Below are 16,573 nucleotides of genomic sequence, written 5' to 3'. Positions count from 1 at the left end.
CTCAAAAAAGAGCCCAGTCATCTATCTTGCAGTGGTTTTTCGGCAAGTATTGAGGAAATGACGATAAACAGGGTTATCTTTCATGCTTTTCTTCATTGCTAAATACATTGGACGATTTAGCCCAAGTGCGCCTAGAGGAATCGATTTAATTAGCCCTTGGCTCTCATAAGGTGTCACTAACCAGTCTGGTAATGCCGCAACCCCCATGCCTGCACTTACCAGTTGGAAGATTAATAAACCTTGATCGACGGTTTTTAGCGTACCGTCAAAGCGTGCATTTTGAATAAAATGCTTAAATATGTCTTGACGCTCGCGAGGAATAGGGTAAGAAATGATGGTTTCATCTTTTAGGTCGAGTGCTGTGACATAGGCCTTCTTGGCCAATTCGTGATCTGGTGCAACGATTAACTTTAACTTAAAGTCAAATAGGTGTGCGTATTCCAGTTGCTCTGGTTCGCGAATGTCTGAGGTAAGTACTAAGTCCAGCTCATCTTCAATAAGGTCAGGAATTGCGTCGTAGCTAAAGCCACGTTCGTAATCGACTTTAATGTCAGGCCAAAAGGTATTGAATTCTTTAATTGTTGGCAGCAACCAGTGAAAACAGGCATGACATTCCACGCTTAATCTGAGTTGCGAGATAGGCTGATTAAGGCTTTCCTTCAAACGACACTTTGTTGCTTCAACTTTAGGTAAAACATCGTTGGCAAGTTCCAATAATAACATCCCTTGAGGGGTAAAACGTACCGGCTGCGTTTTGCGCTCAAAGAGTTGGCAGTCAAGTTTGCTCTCAAGATCTTTGATCTGATGTGATAAAGCTGATTGAGTCAGGAATAGCTCTCGTGCTGTATTCACAAGAGAACCAGTTTCTTTCAAGGTGGAGATAGTCTTTAGGTGCTTTATATCAATCATTATCAACAATTCTCATATTTGAAGTGAGCAAATCTCAGCATTACTCAATATTACGATTCTATTTAGTTATTATCAATGTCTAGACGTCTAAATACCTACGGTGAATTGTTCAAAAATTCACAAATCCACTATAACACTAAAAATGACAGCGTTGTCACTACTTCTGTAAAAATTTTGCAAAAAATTACAATTTAATTTTATTCATATGAAATCTGAGAAAGCATCAATTGTTGTTTTTGATCATGAGAATTATATTTTGGACATCCATACATCTAGACGGAATTAAAATCATGGCATTAACACATAACTTGGGTTTTCCACGCGTAGGCAAAAAGCGTGAACTTAAATTTGCAGTAGAACGCTATTGGTCAGGCGACTTAACACAAGTCGAATTAATCGCGGAAGGAAAACGCATTCGTGCAGAAAACTGGGCATTGCAAGCTGACGCTGGTGTTGACCTTCTCCCTGTAGGCGATTTTGCTTGGTATGATCACGTGTTGAATATTTCATTGCTTGTCGGCGCTATTCCTAGTCGTCATAAAAATGATGAGTCGGTAAATCTCGATACTTTGTTTCGGATTGGCAGAGGGCGAGCACCTAGCGGCTGTGCGTGTGCTGCAAGTGAAATGACGAAATGGTTCAACACCAATTATCATTACATCGTCCCCGAGTTAACTCAAACGCAGGAATTTTCCCTAACTTGGACGGAGTTGTTTACTCAAGTAGAAGAAGCACAATTACTTGGCTACCAAGCAAAGCCCGTATTGATCGGCCCGGTAACCTATCTCTACTTAGCTAAATGCGTTGGTCAAGAGTTCGATAAATTGGCTTTATTAGATAAGTTATTGATTGTATATCAGCAGGTACTCGGCAAGCTTGCTGAGCAAGGCGTTGAGTGGGTACAAATTGATGAACCTATTTTAGCATTGGAAATCGATGATGCTTATCGCAACGCGCTGCGCCGGAGTTTTGATGCGTTGAGCGGCCAAGGAGTAAAAGTGTTGTTGGCCAGTTATTTTGACTCCGTACAAGCGCATGTTGAAGATATCCGGTCTTACCCTGTAGAAGGCGTACATTTTGACTGCGTAACGGCAAACTACGACTTGGCTGCGTTAGAGAAAGTAGTTGGGAAGGATAGCGTACTGTCTCTCGGGGTTGTGAATGGTCGTAACATTTGGCGCTCGGATCTTGAAGGTGTATATCAGCAACTTGCTCTGGTTCATGAACGTCGTGGTAATAATCTCTGGCTTGCTCCTTCATGCTCATTATTACATACGCCAGTCGACTTAGATCAAGAGCAAAAGCTTGACAGTGAGTTAAAGTCTTGGCTCGCATTTGCCAAACAAAAAGGGCAAGAGCTGGCATTATTGAAAAATGCATTGGAGCAGCGTGATATTACCCAGTTGGTCGAATATTCTAAGCCTGTAAAAGCGCGTTTGACCTCTACTCGGGTGAATAATAATGAGGTGCAGCAGCGTGTTTCAACGCTTACAGCAAAAGACGGTCAACGCAATAGTGAATTCGCAACCAGAATTAAAAAACAAGCACAGTCGCTAAATTTACCCTTATTGCCAACCACAACGATAGGCTCTTTCCCACAAACCCAAGCGATCCGTAAGGCACGACGTGATTATAAAGCGGGTACGTTGAGTGTTGATGTTTATCAAAGCCAGATGGAAGCGGAGATCCGTTATGCCGTTGAAGAACAAGAAGCGCTTAACTTAGATGTGCTGGTTCATGGCGAAGCAGAGCGCAATGATATGGTTGAGTACTTTGGTGAATTACTCGAAGGTTTTGCCTTTACTCAGTTTGGTTGGGTGCAAAGTTATGGTTCGCGCTGTGTTAAGCCCCCTGTGATCTGGGGTGATGTCTCGCGTGCGGCACCAATGACAGTTAATTGGACGAGTTATGCACAGAGCTTAACCAAAAAACCGATGAAGGGCATGCTAACAGGGCCTGTGACTATTTTATTTTGGTCGTTTGTCAGAGATGACTTAGACAAGCCGAGCATCGCGAATCAAATCGCATTAGCACTGAGAGATGAAGTGGTAGATTTGCAAAATGCAGGGATTAAGGTGATCCAAATCGATGAACCTGCATTTAGAGAGGGGATGCCACTCAAAGCCAGTCAGTGGCAAACCTACTTAGCGTGGGCGGCGTATGCGTTTAGGGTATCTGCAAGTGGTGTGAATGACGAAACACAGATCCATACGCATATGTGTTATTCGGAGTTTAACGATATTATCGCCGCCATAGCGGATATGGATGCGGACGTGATCACAATTGAAACGTCACGTTCAAATATGACCTTACTTGACGCCTTTGAAGATTTTGACTACCCCAATGACATCGGACCTGGTGTTTATGATATTCACACGCCAAACGTCCCTGAGGTGGCATGGATAAAAGATTTAATTCACAAAGCAGCGAAGAAAATCCCGGTAGAAAGATTATGGGTGAATCCAGATTGTGGGCTAAAAACCCGAGCATGGCCAGAAACCCGAGCTGCACTTGAGAATATGGTGACAGCCACCAAGGAGCTTAGAAGCGAATTAGGGGAAAGTTAATCTAAACCAGTCTAAATACCTCATTGTTTATAAACAATGAGGTATTTGCTAGGGCCTGTTGACCTTTGCTGTTTGATTTTTGTTCTTCTGAGTGTGTTTTGGTCGCGACGCTCGACTTGCCGCCTAGTAATCTAGGCAAAAGTTGAGCAACAATGAACAAAGCGCACTCAGATGAACCCAAAGGGCAGCGCTTGATTAGCATTTCTTCTGTGTTGCCCCACAAGGATGTGGGGTAAGGGGACTTTGCAGGAGCACAAAGTCTTTATCGCCAGACTTACATAGAATGACTATGCTAAGCTGGCTCTGCCTTGTATAAATACCAATCAAACTGCTGCAAAAACAAACTTGAAAGATCAACAGGCCCTAGTTTCTACTCAGTAAAAATGCCATCGCTTGATCTGCGGCTAATGGTTTAGAAACAATATAGCCTTGACCAAACTGACAGCCTTTTTGCTTTAATAGCTGCCACTGGGTTTCGAGCTCGATACCTTCAGCGACAACGGTTAGGTTAAGTGATTGTGCAAGTTTCAAAATCGCATCAACTAGCGGGTTTTCTCTTTCAGTTAGTTGGTCAATAAAGCTCTTATCAATTTTAAGCACATGAATGGGGAGCTGGTGCAAATAACCTAAAGCAGAGTAACCAGTACCAAAGTCGTCAAGATAAAGCTTCACTCCAAGGGATTCTAATCCTTGAATAATTTTGGTTGCGAGGGCGAGGTTTGCTATCAATCCAGATTCTGTGATTTCCAAACATAAAGAGCCAGGTGCAAGCTCATAATGATGATAAAGTTGCTGGATCGTATCAACGAACTCTAAGCTTGCGAAATGTCGCGACGAAACATTTACCGTAACACGAGTCTTCGGCAGCTTTTGCGCTTTCCAGCGTTTGAGTTGTTTGGCTGCTAATTCCAACAAATGTAAGTCAAGCTCAATGATCTGTCCGGTTTGCTCTGCAATTGGAATAAAAGCATCTGGAGAAACGAGCCCGTTTTTGGGGTGAAACCAACGGACAAGGGCTTCAAAGCTCACAATAGCGCCAGTCGTGAGAGAAAATATCGGTTGATAATACAGCGCAAATTCATTGTTTTTTATGCCATGTTGCAGATCATTTTCAATATCGGCTTGCTGTTTCAGGCGCTTGCGCATGGCATTATTAAAATAGCAGACTTGACCCCGACCCGAAGATTTTGCTTCGTACATGGCGGCATCTGCTTGCTGCAGTAAATGAATTGCGCTATCGGACTCGTTATCAGTGAACGCAACGCCAATACTGCCAGACGCTTGCAGAACATGACCATCTATATGAAGGGGCTTGGTTATAGCCGTGGTGATCCTATCAAGCAGCAGAGTGACTTGTTGCCTGTCTTGGACATTTTCCATAAAAATCGCAAACTCATCACCCCCGAGCCGTGCAAAGGTATCGGTTTTGCGAATACAGCCATTTATCATCTCGACAATAGCAATCAAGAAATGGTCGCCAACATCGTGGCCAAGTGAGTCATTAATGCTTTTAAATCTGTCTAAATCGAGATAGATCAGGCAGTGCAAATTAGAGGACTCCATTCGCGCTAGTCTCAAAATGGCATGTTTGATCCGCTCTAATAATAAATAACGATTGGCAAGGCCCGTTAAATCGTCGTGCAAGGCTCGATGTTCTAGCGCCTGCCTTGAAAGCTGCCGGTCTATGGCCATGCTGACTTGACGACTTATATAAGTCAAAATAGATAAATCATGATTCACGAAAGCTTGGTCGTTATTGTAGCTTTGCAGCACAATCACGCCCTGATATTGATCATTAACCAAAAATGGTACGCCTAACCAAGAGCGTGGCGAGCGACCCACCATTTTAAAGTCCCCCCGCGTGATATGCATTCTAAATTGATCGTTATCACACAGCAGTGGTCGTTGATTCTTCAGAATATAGTAGGATGCAGTATGCTTAATCTGATCTTTTGATACTTTTTGGTGTGCATTACATTTTTCGCCTCCCTCAATCAAATAATCGATTTCTAAAATATCCTGTTGAGTATCATAAAGGCCGATAAAGAAATTCTCGGCGCAAAGCTGAGAGGCAATGATTTTATATAAGTCATCATAAAAAGCTTCAAGGTTCTCAAAGCGGTAAGTAATATTCGCAATTTTAAGCAGGGACTTTTCTAAATTCTGTGCTTGGTGTAACTGGGCAATCGTGGTTTGGAGGTTTTCTAAGGTGCGTAACTGATGGATTTTGGCACTGAGCAGATGTGCGACCGTCGATAATATTTGTAAATGCGCGGAGGTAAAATAATCAGCCTCTGGATGCTCACAGTCAATCACACCGATTAAGTGGTCGTCATACTCAAGTGGTACACAAAGCTCTGACATCGCTGGACGTAAATCTGCAATATACATAGGATGAGCGGCGACGTTTCCAGAAATAAACGGCTCTCTAGTCGTTGCGACTTGCCCGGTAATACCTGAACCAATTTTTATCTTAGTTTGTTCAACACGATAATCCCCATTAGCATGGGAAACGCCCATACTCGCAGCGACTTCTAGATACTCTTGATAAGGATCAGCGAGATAGATAACACAATCTACAAACCCCAGTCGATTAACGACCTGTGTTGTAACGTATTCAAATAATTCGTCAAGTTTGGTTAGATGCAGCAGCGAGGAAGAAAACTGGTTAATGATGCTAAGCTGCTCAGTTTTTGATTCTAATTTTTGGTTCTCAGATAGCATACATATTTCTCATGAAAAGATGCTACTAAGTTAACTTAAATTGTACATATTTACCAATATTGTGAAAAATGAAAACGAGCTAAAAGTAAACTTACAAAATGAAATAATCTGCGGTTGGCCTGAAAAACTTTACTAACACCCATGTGCAGCCTATGATCGGGCAAATTCAGCAGTGGAAGAGAGCAATGACGAGCAAACAAACGCTAACGATTACACGACCAGATGATTGGCATGTACACCTACGTGATGGTGATGTCTTGGTCGACACGGTAAGAGATATTAGTCGCTACATGGGCCGCGCGATTATCATGCCAAACCTTGTACCACCAGCAACTTGCACAGAGACTGCTTTGGCTTATCGTGACCGCATTATGGCCGCTAATCCTCAAGGTAACTTTCAGCCTCTAATGGTGTTATATCTTACGGATAACACGACTCCTGAAGAAATCAAAAAAGCGAAAGCAACTGGTCATATTGTTGCTGCTAAGTTGTATCCAGCCGGTGCAACGACAAACTCAGCATCGGGTGTAACGGATATTGAAAATGTATATCCAGCGCTCGAAGCGATGCAAGAAGTTGGCATGTTACTACTCGTGCACGGTGAAGTGACGGACTCTTCTATTGATATTTTTGATAGAGAAAAAGTATTCCTTGAGACGAAACTAGCCAAAGTCGTTGATAACTTCCCGACGTTAAAAATTGTACTCGAACATATCACAACAAAAGACGCAGTTGATTTTGTTAATCAAGCGCCTGACAACGTTGCTGCAACTATCACAGCTCATCATTTGCTTTATAACCGCAATCATATGTTGGCTGGTGGCATTCGTCCTCACTATTATTGCTTGCCTATCTTAAAGCGTAATACGCATCAACAGGCATTAATTGAAGCGGCGACAAGCGGAAGTAAAAAATTCTTCTTGGGCACAGACTCAGCCCCTCATGCGAAAGATAAAAAAGAAGCTGCATGTGGCTGTGCCGGTGCATACACTGCACATGCCGCAATTGAGCTATATGCAGAGGCATTTGAAGATGCGAATGCGCTTGATAAGTTAGAAGGTTTTGCGAGTCACTTTGGTCCGGACTTTTATGACTTACCGCGCAATACGGATACCATTACGCTGACTAAGTCTCCATGGCAAGTGCCTGATACATATAAATTAGGTGAAGGGACGGTCGTACCAATTAAAGCTGGGTCGACAATTGATTGGAAAGTTGAATAAGATTTAAACAAAATGTAATTAAATCTTCTTAATTCTAACTAAAAAGCGCCATTATGGCGCTTTTTTAGTAACAAAATTAAAATTCATAGAATACAATTTGTTTTTTATTAATTTTAATATAGTATTCAATATAAATATTAAAACTAAGCTTAATTGAGAGAGTATCAATGCGTGAGATCAAGTCTTTTATTAAAAATGCAAGCTACGGTGATTTGGAAAAAGCATTAGAGCTTATTCAAAAAGCACTGGACGAGCAAAAGGAACAACAGCAGGCTAAAGAAGAAGTATTGGCTATGCTGAAAGAAAAAGGACTTACGCTTGATGATTTAGTAGGCTCTACGCCAGCTGACCGTCGTTCTAAAGTAAAAGCAAAATACCGTATTGAAAAAGACGGTGAAGTAATTGAGTGGACTGGCCGTGGTAAAACACCTAAAGTATTCCAAGGTGTTAACCTAGATGATTATCTAATCTAACAATACTTTATTATGAAGGTTGTTCGGTATTGAACAGCTTTTTAAAATAGCCTAAATAAAAGGCGTATCTTATGGATACGCCTTTTTTGACTTAATTATTTATATCCTGAGGTGCTTATTTACGTTTTAAGACCTTACCAACAAGAAGCGGTACAAAATACGCTGAATCACTTTCGCAAATCAAGCGAGTCAGCTGTCATTGTGTTACCTACAGGCGCCGGAAAGAGTCTCGTGATTGCTGAGCTTGCACGACTTGCGAAGCACAAAATATTAGTATTGACTCATGTTAAAGAGCTCGTAGAGCAAAATGCACAAAAATATAAAAGCTATGGATTACAAGCGAGTATATTTTCTGCTGGATTAAAAGAAAAGTCGTTACAGCACCAGGTGACTTTTGCCAGTGTGCAGTCATTGTCTCGAAACTTATCACAACTCAATCAATTTTATTCATTAGTTATCATTGACGAATGTCACCGAGTGAGTGGGGAAGATAATAGTCAGTATCAGCAAATTTTAAACCAACTGGCTCAGTTTAATCCTGAACTAAAGTTACTGGGCTTAACAGCAACGCCTTATCGATTGGGGATGGGGTGGATATATCATAAGCATTATCACGGTTTTGTTAGAGGAAAAGCTGAATCACCATTTAAGCAGTGTATTTACGAATTACCACTTAGATATATGATAAAAAATTCGTATCTGACGCCGCCTAATAAAATTGATCCTGCCGTTGAGAATTATGATTTTTCTAGTTTAAGTACAGATTCATTTGGACGTTATTCAGAATCTGATATGAATACATTATTACAAGCACAGACCCGTGCAACAAAGAGCATTATCACTCATTTATTGGCGCTCAGTGAAAATAGGGCGGGAGTAATGATTTTTGCCGCGACGGTTATGCATGCAAAAGAAATTCTTGGCTATTTACCCACGCAATATAGTGCGCTTATCACGGGTGAAACCAAATCTGCCGAGAGAGATGCACTTATCGTCCAGTTCAAAAATAGAGAAATTAAGTATTTAGTGAATGTTTCTGTGCTGACTACCGGGTTTGACGCGCCCCATGTTGATGTTATCGCTATCTTGAGACCCACGGAGTCCGTGAGCCTCTATCAGCAGATTGTAGGCAGAGGACTTAGGTTAGACGAAAACAAAGAAGACTGTTTTGTCATTGATTATGCAGGCAACGACTTTGACTTATTTGCACCTGAAGTGGGCAGTAAAAAGCCAAATTCAGACAATGAGCCCGTACAGGTGCTGTGTCCAGGTTGTGGCTTTGCCAATATTTTCTGGGGCAAGGTAGACGAGCAAGGCAAGCTAATAGAGCATTTTGGCAGGCGCTGTCAAGGATTGCTTGAAGACGATGAAGGTCACTCGCAGCAATGTGATTATCGTTTTAAGTTTAAAGAGTGTGAGCAATGCGGTGCAGAAAATGATATTGCTGCAAGGCAATGCCATCAATGCGGCGGAATAATGGCAGACCCAGATGATAAGTTGCGTGCAGCACTGAATTTAAAACATGCAATGGTGCTGCGCTGCAGCGGACTATGTGGCGAAGTGCTCAGTGGCAATAAATTAAAAATTACTTACTTTGATGAGGATGGGGCAAGTTGTAGTGAAGTCTATGACTTTTCTAATCAAAAGAGTCTATTTATATTCCACCAGCAATTTGCAAAGCGGCGAAAATCTACGTCGGCACCTGCAAACTGGCAGTCAGCTGAAGAAGTGATAGATACAGATTTGATTGCACCGGATTTCGTGATTGCTAAATTACACAAGAAGTTTGGTTGGCAGGTTTCTGAAAAGTTGTTTGATTATCAAGGTAGCTACAGAAAGGCTGACAAAAGTTAGCCTTTCTGTATAAAAATCGGATTTTCTGTGGCAGTTTATTCTTCCGAGGCCATTAAGCCCCAGCCGTCACCATATCCTTCATAACCATTGGCTATGCTTTCAAGGTATTGCTCCGTCTGACTCAGTAGCTCGTGCATCGGGACCATAGTCACCGTGGTGATCACTTCCCAAACACCAGTGTCAGGACATTGTTGTAACTGGGTTTTCGGTGCTAATTCGTCTTTCTCAATCGCACCAATGAAGCGCTTAGCATCATCAGCTTGCTCGAAAAGAATATAAAAATCGATATTCTGCATTTGCGTCAGATCAACGCCAGCAGCGGCAATCTCAGCTAGAAGCTCACCGTTATCATCATTTGGGAATTGCATAATTTCACTCTGCAGGTTCAATTGCTGCTATTGTCCGTCATCTTCAAGAAAATAAAAAGGATGAATGTAAATAAATGTGCGATAAAACCCACTGCGTTACAACAAAATACACCCTATGTTCAGCTTAAGCTCAGTAAAATTGCACTTTCTCTGAAAAGTCGTTTTACAGTATCCATTTTCACAAGCACAATGGCGTTATCGATGCCCATAAGTCGCGATATTTAGGTCGTTTTATTTTAATGAAGCCGTATTTCTCTTGTTTAACACTAGCGCTTTTTTTGTGCTGCTTTTCCTCGTTTAACGCAGGTGCTGAGTCTCGTCCTGCATCAGTAACAATCTCCAACATTGAAGTCAAAGTCGAAAACGGCGATGTAGAAGACAACATCACTGGTTTTTTAAAATCTTACAAAGGTAAGCCAAAAGTCCCTCGGGTGATGAAAGAGGTGCGTGCGGACATACGTCGCGCTTTGCATGCTTTAGGTTATTATCATTTTGATATTCAACTCAGTGGAGAAGGGCAAAACGTCATAGCCGAAGTCAAACTTGAAGCACCTCTGAAATGGAAAGATATTAATATTGAGCTTGTGGGTGCGGGTAGGGACAATGCGGATTTAGTTTCGCTTATCAAAGATGTACCGATCCAAGTTGGCAAGCAAGTCAATCATAGTGATTATCAGGCAACGAAAAGTCGCTTTGAAAGCGAGCTACTAGAACTTGGATATTTTGATTATCAATGGCAAGAGTCCAAATTGCTTGTTCACAAAGCGAATCGCTATGCTGGCGTGCGACTGCTGCTCAACACTGGTAAACGTTATCAATTTGGTGACCTTGCTATTGAGGGAAACACCAAAGCGGCTAACTATATACGTTCGCTAAGCCCATTTTCGAAAGGGCAGCCGTTTGAAGCGAGCCTCTTGTCCGATTTTAATCTGTCTTTAAATGCCACTCCTTATTTTAGTGCGATAAAGGTTTATCCGCTGTTAAAGGACCGGACGAGCGATCAGATCCCAGTTCGGGTGAGTGTTGAAGACAAACCCGCAAATAGCTTTGAAGTGGGTGCTGGCTACAGTGATGATGTGGGTGCAAAAACCCGTTTTAAGTGGACTAAACCTTGGATCACCGAGGATGGTCATTCCTTTGAGTCCAATCTGAGGTTGTCGCAAAAGCAACAAGATATCACTGCCAGTTATACCATTCCCGTAGACAATCCTAACGACGATTTGTGGCGTGTGTTAGGCGGTTATAAGGTGCAGGATGAAGTAACGGAAGGGATCAACAGTCGGATTTGGAACGTACAGGTACAGCGACAATGGCTAACGGATGACGAGTGGGTGAGAACGGCGTTTTTGAAACGTGAACACGAAACTACGGAACAGCTAGGCGAAAAGCAGCGCACGGAAATGTTGATCCCAGGTATTAGCTACTTAAAGAAAGAAAGTAAAGGTGGCGCGTTACCTTATTGGGGGAACGAGCGCCTGATCTCCATTGAAGCTGCAGCAGATTCTGTACTATCGTCTGCAAATATGTTGAAAGTGAGATGGAACAATGAATGGCTAAGAAGCTTTGAAACCAAGCATTTATTTTTTGGTCGCTTAGACTTAGGGGCGATCGTGACAAAGGATATTGACCAAATTCCGTTTACCCACCGTTTCCTTGCTGGAGGAGATCAAAGCATCCGTGGTTTTGCCTATGAATCCATCGGTCCTCGCGATGACGAAGGGCGCATACTTGGCGGCAGATATTTAGCCACAGGCACAGTGGAATATAACTATCAATTCCACCCAAGTTGGCGAGCCGCTTTGTTTGTTGATGCAGGTACTGCAACGAACGATTTCTCGGACGCTTGGGAAGTTGGAGCTGGGTTTGGTTTTCGTTATTTAACCCCCGTTGGTCCAATCCGGCTCGATCATGCTTGGGGGCTGACTAAAGAAAGTAAAAGCACCCGTCTTAGTATTGTTATAGGACCTGAAATCTAATGCAGTTCAGAAGCTTAAGAATCAAAATCATTACTGCCATTATTAGCCTATTTTTACTGTTGGTTTGTTTATGTTTTACCTTGCCGGGGCAAAAGTTACTGGTTTGGGTAGCGAATAAAACGGTTTCAGGGTTAGAAATCGATGGCTTAGACAAGCGCTTATTATCTGGCGCCAATCTTACGTTGCGTTATCACAATGACGATATCGATATTCGCCTTAGAGACACCAAAGTTACTGTTGAGTGGTTGACCTGTGCTAGCGTTTGCATTGCGCTAGACGCAAAAACGATAGCGATTGTACAAAAGCAGAAAAGTGTCAGCGAAGCGGAAACTACGGAAAGTGGCCAAGTTGAGTTACCACTGCCAATTGCAATAAAACGTGCGCAAGTTCAGCAATTTTCGTTGAAAACGCCGGATATTACTGTGCAATTGCAAGGCTTAGACACGCAGCTTTCAGGTTCTGGCTCACATTTTAATGTCCCTTTTTTGCTGTTAGACAGTGTGAAGTTGACCACAAAGGCAACCGATCAGCCCGTGCCTGCAAAATCACCAGCACCACTTAATGCATTAGCGCCACTCCAACTACCTAAGATAGACCTGCCGCTAACCGCTGAGCTCGGCGAGTTAAAGATTAACAACCTCGCGATAGATGAGCAGACGCTTGAGAATATCAAGCTTTCTCAAGTTGTAGTGGCTGAAAATGTGGACGTGGAGCAGGTTCAGCTTAACTATCAAGAATGGTTTATATCAGCAGCGGCAGAAGTCTTGCTTAACGACTGGGCTATTGATCTGAGGTCAACCTTGAGTGCGCCACAGGGGTTAGCCAGTTTAACACTGGCGGGTCGCCCTCACGATCTTACGCTTACTTTGAATAGTGAGGGAATGGCGTTTGCAAAACTGCAAGCCCATGCGGATTTGACAGCGACAAACTGGCCTTTTGAGTTACAGGGTCAAATAGATAAATTAGTTATTCCTTCAGAGCCCACGACTTTAAAAGGTGCCACACTCGGCTTGAGCGGGGATGTCTCAAAATACCATTTGTCAGGCTCAATCGCTGTTAATACTGTGCAATTTGGTGATGTTACCGCGACACTTGAAGGGCAAGGTGGACTACAAGCGTTTACACTCGCTAAAGCAAAGCTTCAGCTAGAAAAGGCGCAAGCGCAAATAGCAGGACAAGTGAACTGGTCGCAAGGGGTGAAGGGTAAAGTGGACGGGGACTTTTCTCAGCTACCAGTCGATAGATTGCTAGGGCTAGTGCAATACGATGCTGGCCTGACGGAAAACGATATGCTGGCAGGGCAGTTCGCGCTTGATTTTGTGAGTCAAGGTGAGCAGTGGCAGGTTAATGTTGAGCGCTTTAAGCTCGATGGTAAAGTAGCAGGTGCCCCGCTTAATGCGGACGTTAAGGTCGTTGTGGATGAGAGCCTACTAGGTGAGTTTAGCCACGCACGCCTGAATTATGGCAAAAATAGCCTGACGGTAAGCGGTGAGCTTGGTCAGCAGTTAGATCTCGATATTGACTTTCAGTTTGAGCAAGCGGCAAATACGCTTATTCCAGCTGACTTAAAAGGCAGTGGTGAAATCTTTATTCAGGGCGACCACCTTAAGCCGAGGATTCAGACCGATATTAAGTTTGACTCGGTGCGCTACCAAAATATTGCACTACATGGCTTAACGACGAAAGGCACGGTTGATATTGCCAATGAAGTGACTGGGCAAATTAAACTGGCACTAGACCGTTTGATTGTTGACTCTGAAATGGTTGAAGACATTCGTTTAGCTATGAAAGGCAACCAGCAGCAACATAACGCGACATTGGATATTCGTGATAAACGAGTGGTTGCAAGCTTTGAAGTCAATGGCAAGATGCAACAGTCAACCTGGCAGGGAGAATTATCGTCTGGTGAGGTAACTTCTCAAGGGCAAACAATTGCATTGCAAAGTCCTGCCGCAATCGTGATCAGTGATGTCAGTCAGCGCATTGCAAAGCAGTGTTGGCAGATGGGTGATACCGATTTGTGTTTTGCAGCCGAGCAACAAGGCACACAAGGGCAGGCCGATGTTAAACTGGAGAAATTGGCACTGGCTAAACTACAAACTTGGTTGCCAGCAGAGCTCAAAATAACAGGTGAAACTCAGGCCGTGGCTAAACTTGCGTGGCAAAATGGCCAAGTAACGCGAGCCGATGGCGAGCTGAACATTGTTGATGCCGGCGTTACGACTCATGGGCAAACATTTTCAATTTCTGAATTTAAAGCGTTACTAAAAACCAATAACAAGCAAATCCACGCTGATTGGCGCATGACCTCCGATACCTTAGGTAAGTTCAGTGGTGATACACGCGTGCCGCTAGATAAACAATCCCCACAATTAGCTGGTAATGTAAAAATAGAGTCAATTGAGCTGGCTAAGTTGTCAGCGCTACTAAACCGAGTAACGGAACAAAGTTTTGACCTGCAAGGGGAAGTGTTAGGGGATATAAATATCTCAGGCAGCCTCGCAGCCCCTGAAGTGAACGGTAAACTAACCGCTCAGCGCTTATTTATGTCTTCGGACTCTTTGCCTGTGGAAATCGATAAAGGTCACATCAATCTTGATTTTAATACCACTTCCGCTCAACTAGAGGCTGAGTTAACTGCAGCAAAAGGCGGCAAGGTGGCACTCACTGGCGAAGCCTATTGGTCGCCCGAGCTCTCTGCTGAAGTCAAAATAAAGGGCGAAAATATTTATGTGCAACCAGACTCACAGATTGAACTAACCGCAAGCCCGGATTTAACACTTGCCTATAAAGATAAGATTGCGCGAGTACTTGGAGAAATTGTGGTGCCGTTTGGCCGAGTAAACATTGAATCTCTGCCTGAGGGAGTCACCTCACCAAGCGATGATGAGGTCATTGTTGATGCCAAGGTGCAAAAGCAGATGTCGGTGCCAATTCAACATGAAATAGACTTAAAACTGACCGTTAAAGATAATTTTAGGGTGAAGGCGCTTGGGCTAGATAGCTTTGTTACCGGTGCAATCGAAATTGACAAGCAAGTTGAGTCGCCAATGTTAGCAACGGGTGAGTTGCAATTGAGAGAGGGGAAATACCGTGCATTTGGCCAAGACTTGTTGATCCGCACAGGACAAATTGGCTTCAATGGCGCATTAGATAAACCTTATTTGAACATTCGAGCTATTCGAAATCCAGCGACAACCGCCAATGATGTAATAGCGGGTGTTGAGCTCACGGGCAATATTGCTAAGCCGCGTTTGACTGTGTTTTCAGAGCCTGCAATGGACCAAGCCAAGGCGTTGTCATACCTACTTAACGGTCAGCCTTTAGGGGAATCAGAAACCTCTAACAACGCGCTACTCACACAGTTTTTACTCTCACAGGGAATTGACCGCAGTGAAGGATTTTTTAGTAAGGCGGGGGAATCGCTTGGACTTTCGGATGTTAACCTATCAGCAAAAGGCAGTGGTGACGATACACAAGTTGAGGTGTCAGGCTATATCACTCCCAATGTTCAGGTCAGTTATCGTGTTGGGGTATTTGAGTCTATTAATGAAATTGCGCTGCGTTATCGTGTTTTTTCGAAGTTTTATGTTGAAGCCACGAGCGGTTTGTACAACAGTATAGACTTCTTATACAAGTTTGATTGGGATGACAAATGAAACTGCTCTGGCTCGCTCTAGGTTTTGTGATATTTCCTCTCAAAGCACAAGAAACGACGGAAATTAGAATTAGCGCAGGTGCCGATCCGTACATTATAGAGTTGCTTACTTTAGCTCTGTCTTACCAGATAGAGTCAGCGAGGCTCGTATCAGTGAGAAGTATTCCTTCGCAAGACAGAGCGGTGCGCCTACTTGGAGAAAAAGGGGGACTGGATGTCAGTTGGTTAGTGACTAACTCACAGCGCGAAAAGGCCGCGAGCGCAATTCGCATTCCCCTAGTGAAAGGGATTTTGGGTTATCGCATTCCTTTAGTGCACAAACATAATCAAGCCTTACTGAGTGGAGTGCGCTACATTGGCGACTTGCGCCGAGTTACTTTTGGTTTACGCAGAGATTGGCCTGACCATCAGGTTTTTGAGCGTAATGGCCTCAGTGTGACTTCTTTCTCACAAGAAGACAGTGGTTACGACATGCTGTTGAAAAAACGTTTTGATGTGCTACCAAGCGATTTAGTGAGTATTGAAGCTGCACTGAGTGACACGGACTTGGTCGCAGATCAGCACGTGGTGTTTTACTACCCTTCGGCGGTATACTTTTTTGTTTCTCACGACAACCCGTTGCTCCATAGCCAAATTGAGAAAGGCCTCAAAAGCGCACTGCAAGATGGCCGATTTGAGGCGTTATTCTTAAAACACTTTTCCGCTCGTCTTGAAAAGCTAGATCTTAAAAACAAAACAGTCATAGAATTAGACAATCCAAACCTGCCACCCAGTGCGCCGTTGGAGGTGCCATTTTACTGGTATAAACAAGGAAAATAAGA

General features: G+C 43.3%; 11 protein-coding genes. 7 read left to right on the top strand and 4 right to left on the bottom strand.

Annotated features, from left to right (window positions below; all coding sequences use genetic code 11):
* Positions 1 to 21: 21 nt before the first annotated feature.
* The gene (locus GSF04_RS17545; RefSeq protein ID WP_010370874.1) at positions 22 to 909 is read right to left on the bottom strand and encodes a LysR substrate-binding domain-containing protein; all 888 of its coding nucleotides are present in this window, start codon (positions 907 to 909) and stop codon (positions 22 to 24) included.
* A 290-nt stretch (positions 910 to 1,199) separates the two neighbouring features.
* Between GSF04_RS17545 and metE the strand changes: the two genes are divergently transcribed.
* Positions 1,200 to 3,476 (top strand): 5-methyltetrahydropteroyltriglutamate--homocysteine S-methyltransferase, encoded by a 2,277-nt coding sequence (metE, locus tag GSF04_RS17540; protein ID WP_349251737.1) that lies wholly within the window; start codon positions 1,200 to 1,202, stop codon positions 3,474 to 3,476.
* Position 3,477: 1 nt separating this feature from the next.
* Here metE and GSF04_RS23525 read toward each other — a convergent pair whose 3' ends face one another.
* Positions 3,478 to 3,678: a hypothetical protein gene (locus GSF04_RS23525; protein ID WP_349251736.1), complete on the bottom strand. Its 201-nt coding sequence runs from the start codon at positions 3,676 to 3,678 to the stop codon at positions 3,478 to 3,480.
* 161 nt (positions 3,679 to 3,839) lie between these two features.
* Complete coding sequence (locus GSF04_RS17535; RefSeq protein ID WP_211858102.1) at positions 3,840 to 6,200, bottom strand: EAL domain-containing protein; 2,361 nt, start codon at positions 6,198 to 6,200, stop codon at positions 3,840 to 3,842.
* A gap of 185 nt (positions 6,201 to 6,385) precedes the next feature.
* On the opposite strand from GSF04_RS17535, the gene pyrC reads away from it, so the two are divergent.
* From pyrC to GSF04_RS17520, 3 genes are all read left to right on the top strand, one after another.
* The gene (gene pyrC / locus GSF04_RS17530; RefSeq protein ID WP_130163700.1) at positions 6,386 to 7,423 is read left to right on the top strand and encodes a dihydroorotase; all 1,038 of its coding nucleotides are present in this window, start codon (positions 6,386 to 6,388) and stop codon (positions 7,421 to 7,423) included.
* Positions 7,424 to 7,590: 167 nt separating this feature from the next.
* Positions 7,591 to 7,896, top strand: coding sequence for an H-NS histone family protein (locus tag GSF04_RS17525; RefSeq protein ID WP_039496899.1), 306 nt, complete (start codon positions 7,591 to 7,593; stop codon positions 7,894 to 7,896).
* Between the two features lie 111 nt (positions 7,897 to 8,007).
* Positions 8,008 to 9,750, top strand: coding sequence for a DEAD/DEAH box helicase family protein (locus GSF04_RS17520; protein ID WP_211858100.1), 1,743 nt, complete (start codon positions 8,008 to 8,010; stop codon positions 9,748 to 9,750).
* Positions 9,751 to 9,785: 35 nt separating this feature from the next.
* Here the strand turns inward: GSF04_RS17520 and GSF04_RS17515 are convergent, their stop codons facing one another.
* Positions 9,786 to 10,118 (bottom strand): ribonuclease E inhibitor RraB, encoded by a 333-nt coding sequence (locus GSF04_RS17515; protein WP_039496902.1) that lies wholly within the window; start codon positions 10,116 to 10,118, stop codon positions 9,786 to 9,788.
* Positions 10,119 to 10,357: 239 nt separating this feature from the next.
* On the opposite strand from GSF04_RS17515, the gene GSF04_RS17510 reads away from it, so the two are divergent.
* From GSF04_RS17510 to GSF04_RS17500, 3 genes are read left to right on the top strand one after another with little or no spacing between them, the layout of a single operon-like run.
* On the top strand, positions 10,358 to 12,094 hold the full coding sequence (locus GSF04_RS17510; protein WP_211858098.1) for an outer membrane protein assembly factor: 1,737 nt from the start codon (positions 10,358 to 10,360) through the stop codon (positions 12,092 to 12,094).
* Positions 12,094 to 15,753, top strand: a complete 3,660-nt coding sequence (locus tag GSF04_RS17505; RefSeq protein WP_211858096.1) for a translocation/assembly module TamB domain-containing protein — start codon at positions 12,094 to 12,096, stop codon at positions 15,751 to 15,753. The genes GSF04_RS17510 and GSF04_RS17505 overlap by 1 nt, the downstream gene beginning before the upstream one ends.
* On the top strand, positions 15,750 to 16,571 hold the full coding sequence (locus GSF04_RS17500; RefSeq protein ID WP_211858094.1) for a transporter substrate-binding domain-containing protein: 822 nt from the start codon (positions 15,750 to 15,752) through the stop codon (positions 16,569 to 16,571). Before GSF04_RS17505 ends, GSF04_RS17500 begins: the two co-directional genes overlap by 4 nt.
* Positions 16,572 to 16,573: the final 2 nt, after the last annotated feature.

Source organism: Pseudoalteromonas sp. A22 (assembly GCF_018141345.1).
GTDB classification, from domain to species: Bacteria; Pseudomonadota; Gammaproteobacteria; order Enterobacterales; family Alteromonadaceae; genus Pseudoalteromonas; species Pseudoalteromonas maricaloris.
The sequence above is the reverse complement of the archived record's forward strand: the minus strand, read 5'-3'. Positions and strand labels throughout refer to the sequence as shown.

Bases quoted from the DNA above. Each gene is read 5' to 3' on its own strand.
- GSF04_RS17545 (WP_010370874.1), bottom strand. From the start codon at position 909: ATGATTGATATAAAGCACCTAAAGACTATCTCCACCTTGAAAGAAACT.
- metE (WP_349251737.1), top strand. From the start codon at position 1,200: ATGGCATTAACACATAACTTGGGTTTTCCACGCGTAGGCAAAAAGCGT.
- GSF04_RS23525 (WP_349251736.1), bottom strand. From the start codon at position 3,678: ATGCTAATCAAGCGCTGCCCTTTGGGTTCATCTGAGTGCGCTTTGTTC.
- GSF04_RS17535 (WP_211858102.1), bottom strand. From the start codon at position 6,200: ATGCTATCTGAGAACCAAAAATTAGAATCAAAAACTGAGCAGCTTAGC.
- pyrC (WP_130163700.1), top strand. From the start codon at position 6,386: ATGACGAGCAAACAAACGCTAACGATTACACGACCAGATGATTGGCAT.
- GSF04_RS17525 (WP_039496899.1), top strand. From the start codon at position 7,591: ATGCGTGAGATCAAGTCTTTTATTAAAAATGCAAGCTACGGTGATTTG.
- GSF04_RS17515 (WP_039496902.1), bottom strand. From the start codon at position 10,118: ATGCAATTCCCAAATGATGATAACGGTGAGCTTCTAGCTGAGATTGCC.
- GSF04_RS17510 (WP_211858098.1), top strand. From the start codon at position 10,358: ATGAAGCCGTATTTCTCTTGTTTAACACTAGCGCTTTTTTTGTGCTGC.
- GSF04_RS17505 (WP_211858096.1), top strand. From the start codon at position 12,094: ATGCAGTTCAGAAGCTTAAGAATCAAAATCATTACTGCCATTATTAGC.
- GSF04_RS17500 (WP_211858094.1), top strand. From the start codon at position 15,750: ATGAAACTGCTCTGGCTCGCTCTAGGTTTTGTGATATTTCCTCTCAAA.